The organism is Caballeronia sp. AZ1_KS37 (assembly GCF_023631165.1).
GTDB classification, from domain to species: domain Bacteria; phylum Pseudomonadota; class Gammaproteobacteria; order Burkholderiales; family Burkholderiaceae; genus Caballeronia; species Caballeronia zhejiangensis.
Map to the genome: position 1 here is coordinate 92,701 of NZ_JALQDP010000002.1, position 21,141 is coordinate 113,841.

Sequence of the window (21,141 nt, forward strand, 5' to 3'; positions counted from 1 at the left end):
TGCGTTCGTCGCGCATCGTCCTCGCGGGGAGCGGGGTCGCGCTCACGCGAAACGGAACACTTCACACATGGTATTGCCACTGGCCGCGCTCAGAAGCGGTCTCTCCCGTCATGGCGCGCTCGTTGCGGCCATCGGCGCCTTGCCGTTCGCCGGCGCTGCACAGGCGGCCCAGACGGAAGACAGCACGCAAACGCTTGCGCCCGTCGTCGTCACATCGACGCGCGCGCCGCAGCCGCTTGCCGAATCGATTCCGCAGACATCGCTTTTTGACGAGCAGGACATCGCCGATGCAAACGCAAGCGACGCGCTCGGACTCGTCGCGCTCGCGCCCGGCGTGCAGATCACGCGCAACGGCGGACCGGGCTCGAACTCGGGGCTTTTCATACGCGGTGCGGCGTCGTCGCAATCGCTCGTGCTGATCGACGGCGTGCGCGTCGAATCGGCGTCGCTCGGCGCGGCACAGCTATCGCAATTGATGCTCGACCAGATCGGGCGCGTCGAGGTCGTGAACGGCAACGTGTCGGCGCTCTATGGATCGAATGCGATTGGCGGCGTCGTGCAGATCTTCACGAAGGAAGGCGAGGCGCATCCGCCGCGCTTCAACTTCGAGGCCGAGTACGGCAGCTATCACACGCAGCGGCAATCGGCGGGCGTGAGCGGCGCGCTCGACAAGGACGGCCGCACGACCTTCAGCGTGAACGTCTCGCGCGAGAAAACCGACGGCTTCTCGTCGATCGATCCGGGAATCGCGCCCGGCGCCAATCCGAACGCGAACGGCTATCTGAACGAGAGCGTCGCGGCGACGCTGCGTCACAAGTTCAGCGACAAGTGGGACGCGGGCGTGCGCTTCCTGCAATCGAACGGCATCAACAGTTTCGACGATGCCTATGGCCAGCCGACGGATATCAACGAAACGCACGATCGCGTGCGCTCGGCGTCGGTGTTTGCGAACGGCCGCGTCACGGATAACTGGACGGCGCACTTCACGATCGCGCAGGGACAGGACCGCGCGAACATCGAGCAGAACGGCGTCTATACGAGCCGTTTCGATTCGGAGAACCGGCAATATACGTGGCAGAACGACGTGCGGATCAGCGACGCGCACAAGCTGCTCTTCGGCTACGAGCATCTCGATCAGACGCTCGATTCCCATCAGTTCAGCGCGCCCGACCGTCATGTGAATTCGATGTTCGCGGGTTACGTGGGGCACGTCGGCGCGAACGAGTTGCAGGCGAATCTGCGCCGCGATCAGTATTCCGATTTCGGCGGCGCGAACAGCTACTATCTGGGCTACGCGTATAACTTCGACGCGCACTGGAAGGCGAGCGCGAGCTATTCGGCCTCGTTTCGCGCGCCGAGCTTCGACGATCTCTACTATCCGCTGAGCGGCAATCCGTCGATTCAGCCGGAGCGGAGTCATTCGGTCGAGGCGGCGTTGCAGTACGCATCGAATGCGCTCGGCGTGGTGCGCGTGACGCTTTTTCAGACGCGCTATTCGAATTTGATCGATTACGTGTCCGACGGCGGCTTCTACTATGTCGCGCAGAACGTCGGGCGCGCGAAGGTGCAGGGCATCGAGGGATCGTGGGCGGGGCACGTCGGCGCAACGGATGTGCGCGCGGGCGTCACGTTCCAGAATCCCGTCGACGAAACGAATCACGAGGATTTGACGCGGCGCGCGCGGCATTTCGCGACGCTGACGGCGCATCGCACGATCGGGCCGTGGCGCGTCGGTGGCGAATGGATCGTGAGCGGTCAACGCAGCGATTACGATTCGACGCTCGCGGGCTACGGCATCGTGAATCTGTCGGCGCGCTACGACATCTCGAAGTCGTGGTACGTCACGGCGCGCATCGACAACCTGTTCGACAAGGACTATGAACTTGCGTACTCGTACAACACGCCACGACGCGGCGCGTACATCACGTTGGGCTGGCATCCGTCGTGAGCCGCGTGGCTGAACGTCCGCGCGCGATGAACGCGAGCCGCGCCACCGCGATCTGGATCGCGCTCGGCGCAGCGACGCTCGTCGTGCTGGTCGCGTCGCTCGCGATGGGCAGCGTCGCATTGCCCGTATCGCGCGCGATCGGCGCGCTCTTTCACGCGCACTCGGCGACGCCCGATATCGCCGATGACATCGTGCTGACCTTGCGTCTGCCGCGCGCGCTCGCGGGCTTCGCGTCGGGCGCATTGCTCGCGTTCGCCGGCGCGCTGCTGCAAGTGCTGTTGCGCAATCCGCTGGCGGAACCGTACGTGCTCGGCGTATCCGGCGGCGCGGCAACCTTCGCGCTTGCCGCGATGCTCGGGTCGCTGCCGTGGTGGGGCGTCGATATCGCGGCTTGCGCGGGCGCGTTCGCATCGATCGTTCTGGTCCTCGGACTCGCGCGCAAGGACTTGTGGCAAAGCGGACAGGACGCATCGCCGAGGCTCTTGCTGACGGGTGTCGTGATCGCATCGGGATGGGGCGCGCTCATCACGCTGATCCTGAGCGTCGCGCCCGAGAACCGTTTGCGCGGCATGATCTTCTGGCTGACGGGCGATCTCAACGGCGCGGCGGCGCCATGGCCCGCGCTGATCGCGCTCGCCGTCGTGCTCGCGGTCATCGTTCCCGTCGCACCGCAACTGAACGTGCTCTTGCGCGGCGATACGACCGCGCGCGCGCTCGGCGTGCCGGTCGAGCGCTTGCGTCTGCGCGTGTATCTCGTCGCATCGATCGCGGCGGCGGCCGCCGTGACGACGGCGGGCACCATCGGCTTCGTCGGGCTCGTCGTGCCGCATCTGTTGCGCCTCGCGTTCGGCAACGATCAGCGCATGCTCGTGCCCGCCGCCGCGCTCGCGGGCGGACTCGCGGTGATGGCCGCCGATCTCGTCGCGCGCACGGTGATCGCGCCCGCGCAATTGCCGGTCGGCGTCGTCACGGCATTGATCGGCGTCCCGATGTTCCTGTGGATGCTGCTGCGGAGGCCGCGATGATTTTGCGGCTCGACGCCATCGTGCTTCGCGCGGATAAGCGCACGCTCATCGACGGGCTCACGCAGTCGATCGAAGCGGGCGAAATGTGGTGCATCGCCGGGCCGAACGGCGCGGGCAAGACGACGCTCATCAACGTGCTCGCCGGGATTGCGAAAGCCGCATCGGGCAGCGTGTCGCTCGACGGCCGCGCGCTCGCGTCATGGCGCGCGACGGAACTCGCGCGCGCACGCGCTTTGATGCCGCAAGCCGCGCACGACGCCTTCAGCGCGAGCGTGCTCGATACCGTGCTGCTCAACCGCTTTCCGCATCTCACCGGCTGGGGCTGGGAGAGCGACGAGGATCGCGCCGCCGCGCACGCCGCGCTCGAAACGTTGGGTCTCGCATCGTTCGCGTCGCGCGACGTGCTGACGCTTTCCGGCGGCGAACGCCAGCGTGTCGCGCTCGCCGCCGTGCTGTGCCAGAACGCGCCGCTGCTGTTGCTCGACGAACCGCTTTCGCATCTCGACCTGCATCATCAGATCGATTGCCTGCACGCGTTGCGCGACGCGGCGCGCGCGCACAAGCGCACCGTAATCTTCTCGTGCCACGATCTGAATCTCGCGCGCCGTTTCGCGACACACGCGCTTCTGCTCGACGGCAACGGCGGCGCTCATGCGGGACTCGTCGCCGACGTGCTCACGGCCGAACGCGCGAGCGCCGCATTCGGCTATCCGCTCGCGTTGATTCGCGATGGCGAGCACGAAGCGCTCGTGCCTTCCATCCCTCGCTCATGAAAGGAATTCCGATGTCCACGAATAACGGCATCCCGATGCCCCGCGCGCTCGACCGCGCCATCGAAGGCGAACTGCGCCGCATCATCGACACGAAGACGAAGCCGCCCGGCAGTCTCGGGCGGCTCGAAGACATCGCGCTGCAAATGGGCCTGATTCAACGCACGGCGAAGCCGCGCATCGAGCGTCCCGCGATGATCGTCTTCGCGGGCGATCACGGCATCGCGAAAGAGGGCGTGAGCTCGTATCCGCAGGAAGTGACCGCGCAGATGGTCGCGAATTTTCTGGCGGGCGGCGCTGCGATCAACGCGCTGTCGCGCTCGGTCGGCATGACGCTCGAAGTCGTCGATGCGGGCGTCGCGACGCCGATTCCCATCGATCATGGATACGAGCGTCTGTCGCTCGGGCTCGGCACGCGCAACTTCGCGCACGAACGCGCGATGTCGCGCGAGACCGCGCTCGAAGGCATCGCGCGGGGCGCGGCGCGCGTGCGGCATCACGCGTCGCTCGGCACGAACGTGATCGGCTTCGGCGAAATGGGCATCGCGAATACGTCGGCGGCGGCATGTTTGATGAGCCGTCTGTGCGTTCTTTCGATCGACGAGTGCGTCGGGCGCGGCACCGGTCTCGACGAGCGAGGACTCGCGCACAAGCGCGAGGTGCTGTCTAAAGCGCTCGCGCTGCATCGCGATGAAGGCGATGCGATCGACACGCTCGCGACCTTCGGCGGCTTCGAAATCGCGATGATGACGGGCGCGTATCTCGCCGCCGCGTGCGCGGGCATGACGATACTCGTCGATGGTTTCATCGCGACTTCCGCGTTGCTGGTTGCATCGAAGATCGCGCCTGACGTGCTCGACTATTGCGTGTTCGCACATGCATCGAACGAGACGGGGCATCGCCGGATGCTCGCGCATTTCGGTGCCGCGCCGCTGCTGCAACTCGAGTTGCGTCTGGGCGAAGGCACGGGCGCGGCGCTCGCGTTGCCGATCCTGCGCGCGGCCGTCGCGTTCGTCGACGAAATGGCGAGCTTCGAGTCGGCGGGCGTCTCGAATAAAGCCGACTGAGATGCGCCCGCTCGACGAACTGCGCTATTTCTTCACCGCGCTCGGCTATTTCACGCGCGTGCCGGTGCCGCGCTGGGTCGGCTTCGAGCGCGACTATCTGAACGCGGCGGCGCGCTATTTTCCGCTCGTCGGCGCGATGGTCGGCGGCGTCGCGGCGCTGGTGTATCTCGCGGCGTTGCGCGTGTTTCCGGCGGGCATCGCGGTGCTGCTTTCGATGGCCGCGACGCTCGTCTTGACCGGCGCGTTTCACGAAGACGGACTCGCCGATTGCGTCGATGCCTTCGGCGGCGCATACACGCGCGAGGACGCGTTACGCATCATGCACGACTCGCGCATCGGCGCGTTCGGCGCGATTGCGTTGATGATCGCGCTCGCGCTGAAATGGCAGACGCTCGCCGCATTGCCGCCGCAACGCGTCGCGTGGACGATGATCGCCGCGCACGCCGCGAGCCGCGCGTTCGCAATCAGCTATCTCGTCACGCTCGATTACGTGCGCGCCGAAGGCAAGGCGAAGCCGGTCGCGCAGCGCATGAGCGTGTCGTCGTTCGCGCTGGCGCTCGCGTTCGGCCTGCTGTGGCTCTTCGTGACCGACTGGAAGCTCGCGTGCGTGACGATCGTCGCGCTGATGGTTCTGCGCTTGTTCATCGGACGGTACTTCGTCCGGCGCATCGGCGGTTACACGGGCGATTGCCTCGGTTTCGCGCAGCAAGTGTTCGAGATCGCGATCTATCTCATAGGGCTCGCATGGATCTCGTCCTGATCCGGCATCCGGAAGTCGCCGTCGATGCGGGCGTTTGCTACGGGCAAACCGATGTGCCTTTGCAGCGCGATGCGCGCGAATCGGCGAGCGCGTTGACGGCGCGCATGAAGGCGCTGAACGTGCCCCCATGCGTCGATGGATGGCACGCGAGTCCGCTCGTGCGTTGCGCTTCGATCGCGCGTGCGCTGGGCGGCGACGTTCATCCCGACGCACGTCTGGCCGAGATGCACTTCGGCGCGTGGGAAGGACGCGCGTGGGACGCGATCGATCGCGCGCTGATCGATGCATGGGCCGACGATATCGCCCATGCGCGTCCGCACGGCGGCGAGAGTCTCGCGCAGTTCGCGCATCGCGTGATCGCGTGGTTCGATGCGACGTGTGTCGATGAACGGGCCGTGCATGTCGTCGCGCATGCGGGCGTCGTGCGCGTGCTTGCTGCGCATCTGCTCGGCGTCGCGCGTGAATCGGCGTTGCAATGGCCGCTCGATTTCGGCGGGATCGCGTGGTTCAGGCGCGTGCGCGGGCAGTGGCTGCTTGTGCGGTGGAACGCCTGACTACTTCGTCCTCCGCTCGCGCGCGATTTCCAAATCGCGGCACAGCTCATCCGCGCCCAGCGCAAGCCGCGGCGTCGGCCGATTGATCAGATCGCCGTCGATGCCGAAGAGATTGCCGCGCGCCACCGCCGTCATCGATGTCCAGCGCCGCCATCTTTCGAGCGCGGGCAACGGGCGATCGGGCTTCGTCGCGCCGGGTGTCGCCGTGACGATCGCTTCCGGATTCGCCGCGAGCACGGCTTCGGTCGATATCGTCGGCACGCGCGGTTTCTCAGCTGCGAACACGTTCGCGCCGCCGCACAAGCCGATCACTTCGTCGAAAACGTTGTCGCGATTGAGCGTCATCAACGGATCGTCCCACACCTGATAGAACACGCTCACGCGCGGCCGTTCCGCGTAACGCGCACGCAATCGCGCAATCTCGCGCGTGAAGGCATCGGACGCGGCGCGTGCCTCATTCTGCGTGCCGAGCAGCGCGCCCAGCTTGCCGATGCTCGCCGCGATATCGTCGAGATGCTTCGGCTCGCTGAAATAGATCGGCACGCCGAGCGCCTGCAGTCGATCCAGCTGACGCGCCGCATTTCCATGCCGCCACACGACGATCAGATCCGGATGCAACGCGACGATGCGTTCGAGATCGAGCGCCTTGTTGTCGCCGACGCGGGCAATCGCCTGCGCCCCTTTCGGATAATCGCTATACGTGACAGCGCCGACGACGCGCGCGCCGCCGCCCGCCGCGAACAGCAACTCGGTCACATGCGGCGCGAGACTGACGACACGTTCGGCGGGCTTCGCGAGCGTGACGGACGCGCCGCTGTCATCGACGACGGTGATCGCATGCGCTTGCGTCACCGCGAAGCCGATCAGCAGGGCAATCGCACGGCGCAACCTCACGCGCAAATCTCCCGCAGCGCGAGCGACAGGCGCGCCCAGTCGCCTTCCGCGCCTGGCAATCCGATGCGCAGGCTCGGCGTCATGCCGGGCAGATCGAAAAGACGCGTCCAGATGCCGCGCAACGCGAGCGCGTGTTGCAGTTCGGGCGCTTTCGGCGTCGCTGTCCACGCGAAAAGCGGCGTCGCGCGCACGTCGAAACCGTAGATCGCGATCGATGCGGCAAGGCGCGCGCCATCGCGATGCAGACGCTCGCGCATTTCGCGCTGCCACGCGATATCGGCGAAAGCGGCGGCGACCGCATGTCGCGCCGGGCCGCTCACGGTCCATGCGCCGAGCGCGTCGCGCAACGCGTCGGCGAGCGCGGGCGCGGCCAGCACGAAACCCGCGCGAATGCCCGCGAGCCCGAAAAACTTGCCGACCGAGCGCAGCACGACGAGCCCGTCGTGCGCCGTCTCGCTCGCCAGCGACGATGCGGGATCGGTATCGGCGAACGCTTCATCGACGATCAGCGTGCCGCCGCGCGAGGCGAGCTGTTCGTGCCAGGAAAGCAGCGTGTCGGGCGCGACGCGCTCGGCCGTCGGATTGTTCGGATTGGCGACGATGACGTGATCGAACGTAGCGGGCAAATCGTGCTTCGTGATGTCGAGCGTGGCGAGCGCGTGGCCCGCGCGTGCGAACGCGGGCGCGTATTCGCCGTACGTGAGCGGCGCGACGGCCGCCGTGCCGCGGCGCAAAAGCGCGGGCAACGCGCGTATCGCCGCCTGCGATCCCGCCACCGGCAACGCGAGCGGCGCGCCGTAGTAGCGCGCGGCGTCTTCGGCGAGGCCGTCGTCGTCTTCGGGCAGGCGCCGCCACGCATCGGGCGCGACGGGCGGCACCGGATAGCCGTGCGGATTGATGCCGGTCGACAGATCGAGCCAGTCATCGAGAGATATCGCGTAGCGGCGCGCGGCCTCGCGCAGATTGCCGCCGTGCCGGATGGATTGCGTCATGTCAGTCAGCCACTCGTCGTTACGCTCAGAACCGCGATCATCAATAGCACCGCGAGCCACATCAATGTCGCGCGCTCGACGAGCCGCAACGCCGCGACGACATGCTTCGCCGTCGCCGGATGGCCCGCGCCGAGCGTCGGACGCGTTTCGAGCACGCCGTGGTACACCGCCGCGCCGCCGATCAGCACGTTGAGACTGCCGGCGCCCGAGGCCATCACCGGCCCCGCGTTCGGGCTGTCCCACGAGCGCGCCTGCGTGCGCCAGCAGTGCCACGCCATGTGGGTGTCGCCGGCGAGCGCGTAGGTCGCGGCCGTGAGGCGCGCGGGGATGAAGTTGAGCACATCGTCGAAGCGCGCGGCCGCCCAGCCGAAACGCAGAAAGCGCGGCGTGCGATAACCCCACATCGCGTCGAGCGTGTTGGCGAGGCGGAACATCAGCGCGCCGGGGCCGCCCGCGACCGCGAACCAGAAGAGCGCGCCGAAGATCGCATCGTTGCCGTTTTCCAGCGCCGATTCGACCGCAGCGCGCGAGAGCGCGTTTTCATCGGCTTGGGATGTATCGCGCGACACGATGCGCGACGTCAGCACGCGCGCGTGATCGATATCGCCGAAACTCAACGCGCGAGCGATCGGCGCGATGTGCTGGCGCAGGCTTTTCGCGCCGAGGGCGAACCAGAGCAGCAGAACATGCACGAGACACGCATACGTGAACGGCAGCGCGCCGACCAGAAACCACGCGATGCCGACCGGCGGCGCGACCAGCGCGAACCACGCGAGAATGCCCGCCGGCCGCGCGCGAAAGCCGGTGTTCACGCGCGCTTCGAGCTTCGTCGCGAGATTGCCGAAGCCGACGAGCGGATGCCGCGCGCGCGGCTCGCCGAAGATGCGATCGACGATCACGCCGAGCACGGCGAGAAGCGCCATTGCGTAGGCGGAGAGAAGGAGCATCGCGCTAACCCTTGAGCGCGAGCGGAAGGCCCGCGACCATCAGCGTCGCGCGTGTGCTCGCGGCCGCGACGCGCTGATTCAGCCGGCCGAGTTCATCGACATAAAGACGCGTGACGGAGCCGAGCGGCACGACGCCCAGCCCGATTTCGTTGCTCACGACGATCACTTTGCCTTTCGTCTGCCCGAGCGCCGCGTCGAATTGCGCGAAGGCATCGCGGGCGCTGTCGGGCAGAACGGCGATTTCGTCGCTCATCGCTTCTTTCGAGAAAAGCAGATTCGCGAGCCACAGCGTCAGGCAGTCGATCAGCACGCAATGTCCCGCGCGATCCGCTTCGCGCAACGCGCCCGCGAGATCGAGCGGCGCTTCGACGAGCGTCCAGTGTGCGGGCCGGCGCCCGCGATGCAGCTTCACGCGTTCGGCGAACTCCGCGTCGCCGACGCGCGCAGTCGCGATATACGTCACGGGCAGGCCGCTTTCGGCGGCGAGCCGTTCGGCGTGCGCGCTCTTGCCGGAGCGTGCGCCGCCGAGGATGAAAGTGAGGTCGGGGGTCATCGCGATATTGTACTGACGGGCTAAGATAGCGCGTCGCTCTTCATGGGAATCCTCCGATGCCATTCACGCCACGCGGCACGCTGATGATCCAGGGCACGACGTCCGATGCCGGCAAAAGCACGCTCGTCGCCGGATTGTGCCGCCTCGCCCGGCGCGGCGGCGTGCGCGTCGCGCCGTTCAAGCCGCAGAACATGGCACTCAATAGCGCAGTGACCGTCGATGGCGGCGAGATCGGCCGCGCGCAGGCGCTTCAGGCGATCGCGGCGGGCGTCGATGCGCGCATCGACTTCAATCCGGTCCTGCTCAAGCCGACGAGCGATCGCGGCGCGCAGGTCATCATCCACGGTCACGCGCACGCGAACCTCGACGCGCGCGCGTATCACGCGTACAAGCGCATCGCGTTCGACGCCGTGCTCGCGTCGTACGAGCGCTTGCAGAAGGACTTCGACGCGGTGATCGTCGAAGGCGCGGGCAGTCCCGCCGAAATCAATCTGCGCGACGGCGATATCGCCAACATGGGCTTCGCGGAGCGCGTCGATTGCCCGGTCGTGCTCGTCGCCGATATCGATCGCGGCGGCGTGTTCGCGCATCTCGTCGGCACGCTCGCGTGTTTGTCGGAGAGCGAAAGGGCGCGCGTTCGCGGCTTCGTCATCAACCGGTTTCGCGGGGATATCGGCTTGTTGAAGCCGGGGCTCGACTGGCTGGAAGCGCAGACGGGCAAGCCGGTGTTCGGCGTGCTGCCGTATCTGCACGGCCTGACGCTCGACGCCGAGGACATGCTGCCGAGCCAGCCGCACACGCGGGGCGATGCACCCGCGCTGAAGGTGATCGTGCCGGCGCTGCCGCGCATCAGCAATCACACGGATTTCGATGCGCTGCGGGCGCATCGTCAGATCGACTTCAGCTATGTGCGCGCGGGCGTTGCGCCGCCGCCCGCCGATCTGATCGTGCTGCCCGGTTCGAAGAGCGTGCAGCGCGATCTCGCATGGCTGCGCGAAAACGGCTGGGATCGCGCGATCGAACGGCATCTGCGATACGGCGGCAAGGTGCTCGGCATATGCGGCGGCATGCAGATGCTCGGACGCGAGATCGACGATCCCGATGGCGTCGAAGGCGCGGCGGGGTGCGTGGGCGGGCTCGGGCTGCTCGATCTCTCGACCGTGCTAACGCCGCAGAAGCAAATGGAGAATGTCACCGGACGGTTGACCATCGGCGATGCCAAAGCGCCCGTGCGCGGCTATGAAATCCACATGGGCCGCACGCGCGGACCGGCGCTCGCGCGGCCGCTGGTCGCGCTGGACGGCGGGCGTGTCGACGGCGCGGTATCGGATGACGGCCAGATCGCCGCGACGTATCTGCACGGCGTTTTCGACACGCCCGAAGCCTGCGCCGCGCTGCTCGCATGGGCGGGCGTAAAAGACGCCGAGCCGCTCGATTATCCGGCGCTGCGCGAGGCGTCGCTGGATCGCCTCGCCGATTCGTTCGCGCAGTCGCTCGATCTGGACGCGCTACAAGCTGCCTTCGGTCAATAAAGAATCATCTGCGTGCAACGGAACATGGCGATCAGCTTGCCGTCGCCGTTCGTGACCGTCGCGTCCCACACCTGTGTGCTGCGCCCGAGGTGCACGGCCGTCGCCTTCGCGACGATCCTGCCTTCGCGCGCCGTCGAAACGTGGTTGCTCTTCAGTTCGAGCGTCGTGAAGTTCTGCGCCTTCTCCGGCAGATGCGCGATGCACGCGTAGCCGCAACACGTATCCGCGAGGCCGACGACCGTCGCCGCATGCAGAAAGCCATTCGGCGCGAGCAATTCCGGGCGGATCGTGAGTTCGCCGCTCAACTGGCCCTGATCGAGCGAGATCAGTTGCACGCCGAGCAGCTCGGGCAGGCGGCCTTTCTGGCGATTGCGAAGAAAATCGAGCGTGACATCGGGGCGAAGGGGCGTCATGAGCGTTCGGTCGGTTGAAATGGAGGAAGGCGTACGGCCGTTCGGGAGAGATGCCGGCCGCGCGAGTTTTGCCGATAATATCAACGCTCGAAATCATGCACCTGTTCTAGTCAAGACGAAATCGTGCGCGGCGCGGAAACACTGCGCGAGCGCGCCCAACAAAATCCAGGACACTTCATGACCGTGATCGTGGTGGCAAATCCTAAAGGCGGCGTCGGCAAAAGCACGCTCGCAACCAATCTGGCCGGCTATTTCGCGGCGCAAGGCGAATGGGTCGCGCTCGCGGATCTCGACAAGCAGCGCTCGTCGCACGCGTGGCTTTCGCTGCGCGTCGATATGCTGCCGAAGATCGAGGAATGGGCCGTCGACGTCGATTCTCCCGCGAAGCCGCCCAAAGGTCTGGAGAAAGCCGTCGTCGATACGCCCGCCGGCGTGCACGGCAACCGCCTGTCGCTCGCGCTGGATCTCGCCGATAAAGTGATCGTGCCGCTCCAGCCGTCGATGTTCGACATCCTCGCGACGCAGGACTTTCTCACGCGGCTATCGAAGGAGAAGGCGGTGAGGAAGGGCGCGATTCAGGTCGGCGTGGTCGGCATGCGCGTCGATGCACGCACGCGCTCGGCCGAACAGTTGCATCGTTTCGTCGAAGGACTCGATTTGCCGGTGCTCGGCTTCTTGCGCGATACGCAGAACTACGTGCAGCTCGCCGCGCACGGCCTCACGATCTGGGACGTGGCCAAAAGCCGCGTCGAAAAGGATCTGGAGCAGTGGGAGCCGATCATCGACTGGGTGTCGAAGAAATGAAAAAAGCCGGCGTCCGTTGAGGAACGCCGGCTTCGTCGGACGAAAACCGCCCGGAAATCAGGTCCAGTTCTGCGTCGGGACGTGATCGCGGCTGCCCTTGATGCGATTGTCCTCGTCGACGAACACGAGGTTCGGCTTCCAGCCCGCCTTGATCTCTTCCTCGTCGACTTGCGCGAACGCCGCGATGATGACGAGATCGCCGAGTTGCGCGCGGCGCGCCGCCGAGCCGTTCAGCGAAATCATGCCGCTGCCGCGCTCGCCCTTGATCGCGTACGTGGTCAGGCGCTCGCCGTTGTTCACGTTCCAGATGTCGATCTGCTCGTTTTCCATGAGGTTCGCGGCGTCGAGCAGGTCTTCGTCGATCGCGCACGAGCCTTCGTAATGCAATTCGCAATGCGTGACCGTCGCGCGGTGAATCTTCGATTTCAACAAGGTGCGCTGCATGGTGCTTCCTTCCTTCAGATTTCCAGATTGTCGATGAGACGCGTCGCGCCGAGCTTGGCCGCCGCGACCACGACGAGCGGCGCGTCGGTTTCGTCGGCGCCCGGCGCGATCAGGTTCGAGCGTTTGCGCACGCTGATGTAGTCCGGCTTCCAGCCGCGGTCGGCGAGCGCGTTCATCGCGTCGCGTTCGAGTGCGGCGATATCGCGATTGCCCGACAGCACGGCTTCGCGCACGCGCTGCAACGCGGCGGCGAGCTGCGGCGCTTCGGCGCGCTCGTCGGCGGACAGGAAGCGGTTGCGCGACGACAGCGCGAGGCCGTCTTCATCGCGCACGGTTTCCGCCGCGACGATTTCCGTCGGCAGCGCGAACTGATGGCACATGGCGCGCACGATCATCAACTGTTGATAATCCTTCTTGCCGAACACCGCGACGCGCGGCTGCACGCACGACATCAGTTTCATGACGACGGTGCACACGCCCGTGAAAAAGCCGGGGCGGAATTCGCCTTCGAGAATGTCGCCGAGATTGTGCGGCGGATGCACGCGATACTCCTGCGGCTCCGGATACATGTCCGTCTCGGTCGGCGCGAACAGCACGTAGACGTTCTCCTTCTGCAGCTTTTCGATGTCGTCCTGCAGCGTGCGCGGATATTTGTCGAAATCTTCGTTCGGGCCGAACTGCAGACGATTCACGAAAATGCTCGCCACCACGGGATCGCCGTGCTGGCGCGCGAGACGCATCAGCGAGAGATGGCCTTCGTGGAGGTTGCCCATCGTCGGGACGAAGGCGGTTCGGTTCTGGCCGCGCAACTGGTCGCGCAGTTCGTGGATGGAGCTGATGACTTTCATCGAGCGGGTGTCTCCTGTCGAGCGGCCGGTGCGCCGCTACGCGGAAAAAGATAAGAAAGACTAGGCAGGAGAATACGCGAGCCGCACGTAGATCGGCGCGTAGGGTTCGGCCTGCGTGATTTCGATCAGCGATTCGCGCGACAGCTCCAGCATCGCGATGAAGTTCACGACGACTACCGGCACGCCGCGCGTGGTGTCGAAGAGTTCCGTGAACTCCATGAAGCGCGCGTTCTGCAGACGCCGCAGGATCACGCTCATGTGCTCGCGCACCGAAAGCTCTTCGCGCGTGATCTTGTGATGCTGCACGAGCTTCGCGCGCTTGATGACGTCGGCCCACGCGGCGCGCAGGTCGTTCATGTCGACGTCGGGGAAGCGCTGCTCGGCGGACTGCTCGATGTAAATGTCCGCGCGCAGGAAGTCGCGGCCGAGTTGCGGCAACTGGTCGAGCTTCTGCGCGGCGAGTTTCATCTGCTCGTATTCGAGCAGACGCCGCACGAGTTCGGCGCGCGGATCTTCGGCTTCTTCGCCGGTGTCGGCCTTCTTGACCGGCAGCAGCATGCGCGACTTGATCTCGATCAGCATCGCGGCCATCAGCAGATATTCCGACGCCAGTTCGAGATTCGATTCGCGAATCTGATCGACGTAGCCGAGATATTGCGCGGTGACATCCGCCATCGGGATGTCGAGCACGTTGAAGTTCTGCTTGCGGATGAGATAGAGCAGCAGGTCGAGCGGGCCTTCGAATGCTTCGAGAAAGATCTCGAGCGCGTCGGGCGGGATGTACAGGTCGGTCGGCAGCTTCCAGAGCGGCTCGCCGTACAGGTGCGCGATCGCGACGCCGTCGATGGTGTCGGGCGTCGAATCGGTTGCGGGCGTGGCGAGCGCCACGGCACGGTCTTCCCGGGCTTCGTCGCGCTTTGCCTCAGACGGCGAATGCGCGGACGATTGCGGCTCGCGGCCTGCTGCGCTCACGTTCAGAAGTTCTGGTAATAGACGTAGGGCGTCTGGTTCACGCGCGATTGCTGCTGCGTGGTGCGCTCGTCGAGGTCGATCGGCTGCTTGTCCCACAGTAGCGCGCGGCCGCGGCGCTGTTCTTCTTCCAGCGAGGGCTTCTGCTCTTTCAACTGATTGATGAACTGGGTGATATCCGACTGATACATGATCCGGCTTCCGTTGAGGTCGAGGCGTGAGCCTGTGATTTTGCCTGTGCGCGCAATTTTACCGCAAGCGCGCGGCAGTTTCGTCGCCCGGAAGGCGCACGCGCGTGCAGCTTTCGCGGAACCCACGCGGCGCGCAGCCGTCCAACGGCGCACGTCCGGCGCGAGATGGCCGCTTTTGCGGCGTGCGTCCATGCCGATGTGGTGAAATAGCGCCTGCGTCCGATTGCGTCGGCTGCAAGTTTTACCTCGAATCCCACTTTTTCCCGATGCCGGAGGTCACGTTTGGCGGGGCGTTCGTTTGATCCGCTGCGCGCGTGGCGCGTAAGGCCGCGCGGCATGAGCCGCTGGCCGGCCCTGATTGTGGCGCTCGTCGCCTTCGGCTTCGCTGCGCCCGCTTGCGCCAAGTACGACGTCGACATCGACGCGCCGCGCAGCATCAAGAAGCTGCTGAAGGAGAACCTCGATCTCTCCCGTTTCGCCAAGCGCGACGACGTCAGCGACGACCAGTTCCAGTTCCTCGTCACCGCGACGCCGAAGGACGTGCGCGATCTCGTCGCGACGAAAGGCTATTTCACGCCCATCGTGCGTACGGACGTCACGACGGTCGACGACAAGCGCAACGTCAAGGTGAGCGTCGATCCCGGCCCGCGCACGATGGTCGCCTCGGTGCAACTGAATTTCACGGGCGCGGTGACGACCGAAGATCGCGCGCAGGAGAACGCGGCGCGTTTCGCTTTTTCGGTCAGCGAAGGCGATCCTTTCACGCAAAGCGGCTGGGACGACGCTAAAAACGCCGCGCTGCGGGCCCTGCAATCGAAACGCTATCTCGGCGCGAAGATCGTGCGTTCGCAGGCGCGCATCAATCCGCGCGCGCATCTGGCCGATCTCTCCGTGACGTTCGACAGCGGCCCGACCTTCACGCTCGGCAAGCTCGAGGTGAGCGGCCCGAAGCGCTATCCCGCGTGGATCATCGACCATGTGAATCCGATCCGCGAAGGCGAGGTCTACGACATCGCTCGCCTGAACGAGTTGCAGCGCCAGATCCAGAACACGCCGTATTACGCGAGCGTCGCGATCGATGCGGACAGCGACGTGAACAAGCCGGTCGACACACCGCTGCATGTGAAGGTGAGCGAGTATCCGTACAACAGCATCCGCTACGGCGTGGGTTACGCGACGGACACGGGTTTCCACATTCAGGGCGCCTACAGCTATCTCAATACGTTTGGCGCGGCGTACCCGTTCACGATTTCCGGGCGGCTCGACCAGACGCAGCAATACGGCCGCGTGCAACTCGCGATGCCGCCCGATTCGTCCGGCTGGGTCAACGCCGTGTTCGGCTCGTACACGATCACCGACGTCTCGAGCACGAAGATCTATAGCGGGCGCGTCGGCGTGCAGCGTTCGCGCTCGCGTCAGAACATCGACACGACGTATTCGCTGACCTTCTACGACGACCGCCTGACGCAGAACGAGCCGAATCCGTCGACGGCGCGTGCGCTCGTGCCCGCGTGGAGCTGGGTGCGCCGCGACGTCGACGATCCGCTGTTTCCGCGCCGCGGCAACATCATCCGCGCGGAGGCGGGTTTCGCCGTCAAGGGCGTGATGGCCGATCAGACTTTCGCGCGCCTGTACACCAACGCGCTGCAATACGTGCCGCTCGGCAAGAACGATCTGCTCGTGTTTCGCGCGGAGTTCGGCGGCGTGTTCACGAGCGGGCCGTCGAGCGGCGTGCCGGCTTCGCTGCTGTTCCGCGCGGGCGGCGCGAACTCGGTGCGCGGCTATAGCTATCTGAGCATCGGCAACAATGTGGCCGGCTCGATCCTGCCGACCAAATACATGGTGACGGCCAGCAGCGAATATCAGCACTGGTTCACGCACGACTGGGGCGGCGCGGTGTTCTTCGACATCGGCACCGCGACCGACAACTGGAGCGAGCGCGTGTTCGATCCGGGCGTGGGCGTCGGCGCGCGCTGGCGCAGTCCCGTCGGCCCGGTCAACGTCGACCTGGCGTATGGGCTGAAGAACAAGAGCATCAAACCGTATCTGACGCTCGGCATCGCGTTCTGATGCGTGAGAACGATGAAGGACATTGAATCGGCATGACGGACCCGAACAAGCAGGCGGACGCCGAAGCGCCGCCGCCCGAAAACGTTGGCGGCGGCGACGGCGGCGCGCAGAAACCGCCGCCGCGCGAAAGCGGCTGGCGCCGTTTGGCGCGGTGGATCGGCGCGCTCGTGCTCGTCGTCGTGCTGATCGCCGGGATCGCCATCGGCACGGTCTTTTACGTGCTGACGACCGAGCGCGGCACGCGCTACGCATGGAACGCGGCAACGAAGCTGCTCAAGGGGCAACTTACCGGCAAGCTCGACGGCGGCGCCATCGCGACCGGCCTGCAACTGCGCGACGTGCGCTGGAAGGACGGCAAGGGCACGGATATCGCGGTCGATAGCGTGTCGGGCCGCTGGGCGCTCACACGCGAGCCGCTGCGCTTCACGATCGATTATCTGCATATCGGGACGGTCGATGCGCGCATTGCGCCGTCGAACGAGCCGAGCAAGAAAACGGAACTGCCCAAGGATCTGCGCATTCCGATTCAACTTGCGATCAACGATCTTTCCGTCGGGAAACTGCGTCTGCATCAGGGCACGGCGACGACCGAATTCTCGCGCCTGCTTTTCCACGGCCGAAGCGACGGCCAGCATCACGAAGCGGCGGTAGAGCGGCTCGACACGCCGTTCGGCGCGGTGACGGCGTCGGCGAAGCTCGATGGCGGCGCGCGTCCGTTTCCGCTTTCCGGCGATGCGGGCTATGCCGGCAAGGTCAACAACGAAACGGTGAACGTGAGCGCGCGGCTCTCGGGCTCGCTCGAAGACCTGATCGCCGACGTCGATGCGAGCGGCCTGAAACTCAACGGACGCGCGCACGTCGAGGCGCTGCCGTTCGCGGACGTGCCGCTCAAGTCGGCGCTCGTCACGTTCGATCACGTCAATCCGCAGGCGTTCGCGCCGGGCGCGCCCGAGGCCGACCTCGCCGTGCGCGCCGAAGTGAAGCCCGTCGAAGGCGCGGACCCGAACGCGTTCGTCGTCGCCGGGCCGGTGTCGATCGTGAACGCGAAGCCCGGTTCCATCGACAAGAAGCTGCTGCCGCTCATCGACGCGCACGCGAACGTGCGGCTCGACGCGTCGGAGCAAAGCATCACCGATCTCGATGTGCGGCTCCTGAAGAACGCGTCGGTGACGGGCGGCGGCGCGCTCAAAAGCGGCAAGGGCAAGTTCGACCTCAAGGTCGCGAAGCTCGATCTGAACGCGATCGAGCCGACGCTGCGCCCGACGGATTTCGCCGGACCGATCCGCATCGAGCTGGATGGCGACACGCAGCGCATCGCCGCCGACCTGAACGATCCGAAAGCCGCGATCCGCGCGCAGGCCAAAGTGAAGCTCGATCCGCAAGCGACCACGCTCGACGACGTGAAGCTCACGGTCGGGAAGGGCCGCGTCGAAGCGAGCGGCGTGCTGAAGAAGGACGCGAATTCGAGCTACGACCTGAAGGCGAAAATCGTCGAGTTCAATCCGCTGCTGCTGCAACAGCAGTTGATCGCGCCGAAGCCCGCGCCGGCGAAGAAAGGCGCGAAGCCGTCGAACAAGCCGGCCGCGCCGGCGCGTGTCGTGGAAGCGCGCGTGAACGGCACGCTGGCGGCATCGGGGCAACTCGCGCCGACGCTCACGACCAAGGCGACCTTCAAGCTCACCGACAGCATGTACGACAATCTGCCGCTGACGGGCGAGGGCACGATACAGGTCGCGGGCATGCGGCTGTTGCCGAGCAAGGCGGCGCTGTCGGTGGCGGGCAACAACGTCGATCTGAACGGCAGCTTCGGCGCGCCCGGCGACCGGCTGCGCTTCAAGGTCGACGCGCCCGCGCTCGAACGGCTCGGCTTCGGCATCGCGGGCACGGCGAAGGCGGACGGCGATCTGACCGGCTCGATCGCGCATCCGAACATCGCGGCGAACTATCAGGCCGATGGCCTCGTGTTCGGCGCGAATCGGCTCGGTCACGCGGAAGGCCGCGCCGATATCCGCGACGGCGCGAACGGCGCGCTCGTCTTCACGCTGAAGGCGCGCGATGCGAGCACGGAAGACATCGACATCGCGAATCTCGACGCGAATCTGAACGGCACGCGCGCGCATCACACGCTCGACGTGACGGCGACCGGCAAGGTGCGCGGCCAGCCCGTGAATCTCGCGCTCGGCGCGAACGGCAAGTTCACCGACGCGCCCGACGGCCCGCACTGGGACGGCGCGATCACGAAGCTGTCGAACAAGGGCACGCCGTCGCTGAATCTCGAATCGCCGCTTTCGGTGAGCTACGGTCCGGAGCGTCTCGTGCTCGGCGCGACGCGGCTCGTCGCGGAAGGCGCGGTGCTGAATCTGAAATCGTTCGCGATGGAGAACGGCCGCCTGCAATCGGCCGGCACGCTGACGAACCTGTCGGTGCCGCATCTGCTCGACGTGCGCCAGACGCTGACGGGCGCGGAGCCGCCGATCCGCACCGATCTCGTTTTCGACGGCGACTGGAACTTCACGCTCGGCGCGACCGCGACGGGCTACGCGCAGATCAAGCGCCGCGCCGGCGACGTGACGATCGACGGTACGCGCGGCCTGTCGGCGCTCGGCATTTCCGATATCGCCGCGCGCGCGGATTTCACCGACGGCAACCGCCTGAACGCGTCGCTGCACGCCCAGGCGAGCCGCATCGGCGTGATCGATGCCAACGTGCACACGCCGCTCGCCAATCGCGACGGCATGCTCACCATCGACGACAACGCGCCGCTGACCGGCGCCATCAACGCGAACGTGCCGGAATTGCGCACGACCGGCGGCCTGCTCGGCGCGAACTATCTGCTCGGCGGCAGGATTGCGCTCAAACTCGTGATCGCGGGCATCGTCGCGAAGCCGAATCTGTCGGGCTCGCTGACGGGCGACAACATTTCCGCGACGGTCGTCGATCAGGGCGTGCAACTGAAGGACGGCATCATCCGCATTGCGCTGTCGGAGAATCTCGTCGATTTTCAGCGCGTCGAGTTTCATGGCGCGAGCGGCACGCTGCGCGCGACCGGCAAGGTGCGCCTCGATCAGCAGGAGCCCGATCTGACCGCGAGCATCATCGCGGACAAGCTGGAGCTGTTCGCATCGCCGGATCGCGAGCTGATGCTCTCCGGCAGCGCGACGATCGCGAACGCGGGCTTGCAGGGCGGCATGGCGATCGACGGCAAGTTCACCGTCGATCACGCGCTCATCGATCTGCCGGAATCGTCCGCGCCGTCTCTCGGCGACGATGTCGTGATCGAGCGCCCCGATGGCACGATCAAGGGCGAGAATCAGTCGATCACCGCGAAGACCGAGAAGCCGGTCGGGCCTTTCACGCCGCGCGCGAACATCGGGATCGATCTCGGTCAGCACTTCCGTTTCAAGGGCGCGGGTGCGGACCTCGGCCTCGCGGGCACGATTACGGCGATGAGCGCGCCGAACATGCCGCTGCGCGCGGTCGGCAACGTGCGCGTGACGACGCCGGGTTCGTCGTACACGGCGTTCGGGCGCAAGCTGAACATCGAGAACGGTTTCTTCACGTTCAACGGGCCGGTGGCGAATCCCGGCCTCAACATTCTCGCGATGCGGCGCAATCAGGAAGTCGAGGCGGGTGTGCAGGTGACGGGCACGGTGCAGGCGCCGGTCGCCAAGCTGATTTCCGAGCCGAGCGTGCCAGACAACGAAAAGCTCTCGTGGCTGCTGTTCGGCCACGGCACCGATCAGGGCAACAACGTCGGCCAGCAGAGCGCGATGACGAGCGCGCTCGCGCTGCTCGGAAGCCGCGGCGGCGCGAAGATCGCGCAGACGGTCGGACTGGACGAGTTCACGGTCGGATCGAGCGAAGTGGGCCTGACCGATCCGCAAGTCGTGCTGCTGTCGAAGGCGATCAACGAACGGCTCGTGATCGGCTACGAGCAAGGCTTGCAATCGGCGAGCAACGCGGTCAAGGCGACGCTGAACCTGTCGCGGTTCTGGGCCGTGACGGTGTACGGCGGGACGTATCAGGGCGTCGATCTGTCTTATACGCGGCGCTTCAATCGCTGGTCGAGGCTGTGGTCGTCGTCTTCGTCGGCATCGCGGGCGTCGACTGTGCAGCCATCGGCGGCCTCGGGGGCGTCGGGCGTGAGCGCGCCATTCGGGGCATCGGCGACGGAAGTGGAATCGGACTGAGCATCGTCTGCTTCAAGCAAAAAGGGCACGCGATTGAACTGACCCCGCAAAGTTGGACAGTTTTGGGCTAGGCCGCTAAGGGCTGAGTTCTGTACATCACAGGACTCAGCCCTTTCAGCTTCAGCTTGATGCGGTGGTGATTGTAGTAGTGAATGTAGCGTCTGATTCCG

20 protein-coding genes are annotated in these 21,141 nt (G+C 65.9%); 10 read left to right on the top strand and 10 right to left on the bottom strand.

Annotated features, from left to right (window positions below; all coding sequences use genetic code 11):
- Positions 1 to 67: 67 nt before the first annotated feature.
- Genes NCS00_RS03590 through NCS00_RS03615 form a run of 6 tightly spaced genes read left to right on the top strand, consistent with a single transcriptional unit; the run spans position 68 to position 6,124 of the window.
- Positions 68 to 1,948, top strand: coding sequence for a TonB-dependent receptor domain-containing protein (locus tag NCS00_RS03590; protein WP_250439117.1), 1,881 nt, complete (start codon positions 68 to 70; stop codon positions 1,946 to 1,948).
- Positions 1,945 to 2,973, top strand: a complete 1,029-nt coding sequence (locus NCS00_RS03595; RefSeq protein ID WP_502799582.1) for a FecCD family ABC transporter permease — start codon at positions 1,945 to 1,947, stop codon at positions 2,971 to 2,973. The genes NCS00_RS03590 and NCS00_RS03595 overlap by 4 nt, the downstream gene beginning before the upstream one ends.
- Positions 2,970 to 3,746, top strand: a complete 777-nt coding sequence (locus NCS00_RS03600; RefSeq protein ID WP_008351094.1) for an ABC transporter ATP-binding protein — start codon at positions 2,970 to 2,972, stop codon at positions 3,744 to 3,746. Before NCS00_RS03595 ends, NCS00_RS03600 begins: the two co-directional genes overlap by 4 nt.
- A gap of 11 nt (positions 3,747 to 3,757) precedes the next feature.
- Positions 3,758 to 4,810, top strand: a complete 1,053-nt coding sequence (gene cobT / locus NCS00_RS03605; protein ID WP_175982794.1) for a nicotinate-nucleotide--dimethylbenzimidazole phosphoribosyltransferase — start codon at positions 3,758 to 3,760, stop codon at positions 4,808 to 4,810.
- Position 4,811: 1 nt separating this feature from the next.
- Complete coding sequence (locus NCS00_RS03610) at positions 4,812 to 5,570, top strand: adenosylcobinamide-GDP ribazoletransferase (RefSeq protein ID WP_250439119.1); 759 nt, start codon at positions 4,812 to 4,814, stop codon at positions 5,568 to 5,570.
- Positions 5,555 to 6,124, top strand: coding sequence for a histidine phosphatase family protein (locus NCS00_RS03615; RefSeq protein ID WP_008351088.1), 570 nt, complete (start codon positions 5,555 to 5,557; stop codon positions 6,122 to 6,124). The genes NCS00_RS03610 and NCS00_RS03615 overlap by 16 nt, the downstream gene beginning before the upstream one ends.
- Here the strand turns inward: NCS00_RS03615 and NCS00_RS03620 are convergent, their stop codons facing one another.
- The 4 genes from NCS00_RS03620 to cobU are packed head-to-tail and all read right to left on the bottom strand — an operon-like array spanning position 6,125 to position 9,510.
- Positions 6,125 to 7,018 carry a cobalamin-binding protein gene (locus NCS00_RS03620; protein WP_250439121.1) on the bottom strand — a complete coding sequence of 298 codons (894 nt, stop codon included), beginning with the start codon at positions 7,016 to 7,018 and terminating at the stop codon, positions 6,125 to 6,127. It abuts the gene before it with no gap.
- Positions 7,015 to 8,010, bottom strand: a complete 996-nt coding sequence (cobD, locus tag NCS00_RS03625; protein WP_250439122.1) for a threonine-phosphate decarboxylase CobD — start codon at positions 8,008 to 8,010, stop codon at positions 7,015 to 7,017. Before cobD ends, NCS00_RS03620 begins: the two co-directional genes overlap by 4 nt.
- A gap of 5 nt (positions 8,011 to 8,015) precedes the next feature.
- A complete protein-coding gene (gene cbiB, locus NCS00_RS03630) occupies positions 8,016 to 8,957 on the bottom strand; it encodes an adenosylcobinamide-phosphate synthase CbiB (protein WP_175982790.1) in 942 nt (313 codons plus the stop codon).
- 4 nt (positions 8,958 to 8,961) lie between these two features.
- Positions 8,962 to 9,510: a bifunctional adenosylcobinamide kinase/adenosylcobinamide-phosphate guanylyltransferase gene (gene cobU / locus NCS00_RS03635; RefSeq protein WP_008351080.1), complete on the bottom strand. Its 549-nt coding sequence runs from the start codon at positions 9,508 to 9,510 to the stop codon at positions 8,962 to 8,964.
- 56 nt (positions 9,511 to 9,566) lie between these two features.
- Here cobU and NCS00_RS03640 point away from each other — a divergent pair, with 56 nt between their 5' ends.
- Positions 9,567 to 11,042 (top strand): cobyric acid synthase, encoded by a 1,476-nt coding sequence (locus tag NCS00_RS03640; protein WP_250439130.1) that lies wholly within the window; start codon positions 9,567 to 9,569, stop codon positions 11,040 to 11,042.
- On the opposite strand, the gene NCS00_RS03645 is transcribed toward NCS00_RS03640, so the two are convergent.
- Positions 11,036 to 11,455, bottom strand: coding sequence for a PaaI family thioesterase (locus tag NCS00_RS03645; protein ID WP_034472911.1), 420 nt, complete (start codon positions 11,453 to 11,455; stop codon positions 11,036 to 11,038). The genes NCS00_RS03640 and NCS00_RS03645 overlap by 7 nt on opposite strands.
- Before the next feature lie 177 nt (positions 11,456 to 11,632).
- Between NCS00_RS03645 and NCS00_RS03650 the strand changes: the two genes are divergently transcribed.
- Positions 11,633 to 12,259 (top strand): ParA family protein, encoded by a 627-nt coding sequence (locus NCS00_RS03650; RefSeq protein WP_008351074.1) that lies wholly within the window; start codon positions 11,633 to 11,635, stop codon positions 12,257 to 12,259.
- A gap of 57 nt (positions 12,260 to 12,316) precedes the next feature.
- Here the strand turns inward: NCS00_RS03650 and panD are convergent, their stop codons facing one another.
- From panD to NCS00_RS03670, 4 genes are all read right to left on the bottom strand, one after another.
- On the bottom strand, positions 12,317 to 12,703 hold the full coding sequence (panD, locus tag NCS00_RS03655; protein WP_008351073.1) for an aspartate 1-decarboxylase: 387 nt from the start codon (positions 12,701 to 12,703) through the stop codon (positions 12,317 to 12,319).
- A 14-nt stretch (positions 12,704 to 12,717) separates the two neighbouring features.
- Positions 12,718 to 13,551, bottom strand: a complete 834-nt coding sequence (gene panC / locus NCS00_RS03660) for a pantoate--beta-alanine ligase (protein ID WP_008351071.1) — start codon at positions 13,549 to 13,551, stop codon at positions 12,718 to 12,720.
- Between the two features lie 60 nt (positions 13,552 to 13,611).
- A complete protein-coding gene (locus NCS00_RS03665) occupies positions 13,612 to 14,439 on the bottom strand; it encodes a segregation and condensation protein A (protein ID WP_034472990.1) in 828 nt (275 codons plus the stop codon).
- Positions 14,440 to 14,525: 86 nt separating this feature from the next.
- A complete protein-coding gene (locus tag NCS00_RS03670) occupies positions 14,526 to 14,714 on the bottom strand; it encodes a DUF3460 family protein (protein ID WP_174447747.1) in 189 nt (62 codons plus the stop codon).
- 333 nt (positions 14,715 to 15,047) lie between these two features.
- Between NCS00_RS03670 and NCS00_RS03675 the strand changes: the two genes are divergently transcribed.
- Both NCS00_RS03675 and NCS00_RS03680 read left to right on the top strand, forming a co-directional pair.
- A complete protein-coding gene (locus tag NCS00_RS03675) occupies positions 15,048 to 16,781 on the top strand; it encodes an autotransporter assembly complex protein TamA (RefSeq protein ID WP_250439137.1) in 1,734 nt (577 codons plus the stop codon).
- Between the two features lie 32 nt (positions 16,782 to 16,813).
- Positions 16,814 to 20,971: a translocation/assembly module TamB domain-containing protein gene (locus tag NCS00_RS03680; protein WP_250439140.1), complete on the top strand. Its 4,158-nt coding sequence runs from the start codon at positions 16,814 to 16,816 to the stop codon at positions 20,969 to 20,971.
- A gap of 67 nt (positions 20,972 to 21,038) precedes the next feature.
- Here the strand turns inward: NCS00_RS03680 and NCS00_RS03685 are convergent.
- Positions 21,039 to 21,141 (bottom strand): IS3 family transposase (locus NCS00_RS03685; protein ID WP_250439142.1); only part of this gene is annotated, 103 nt, incomplete at its 5' end.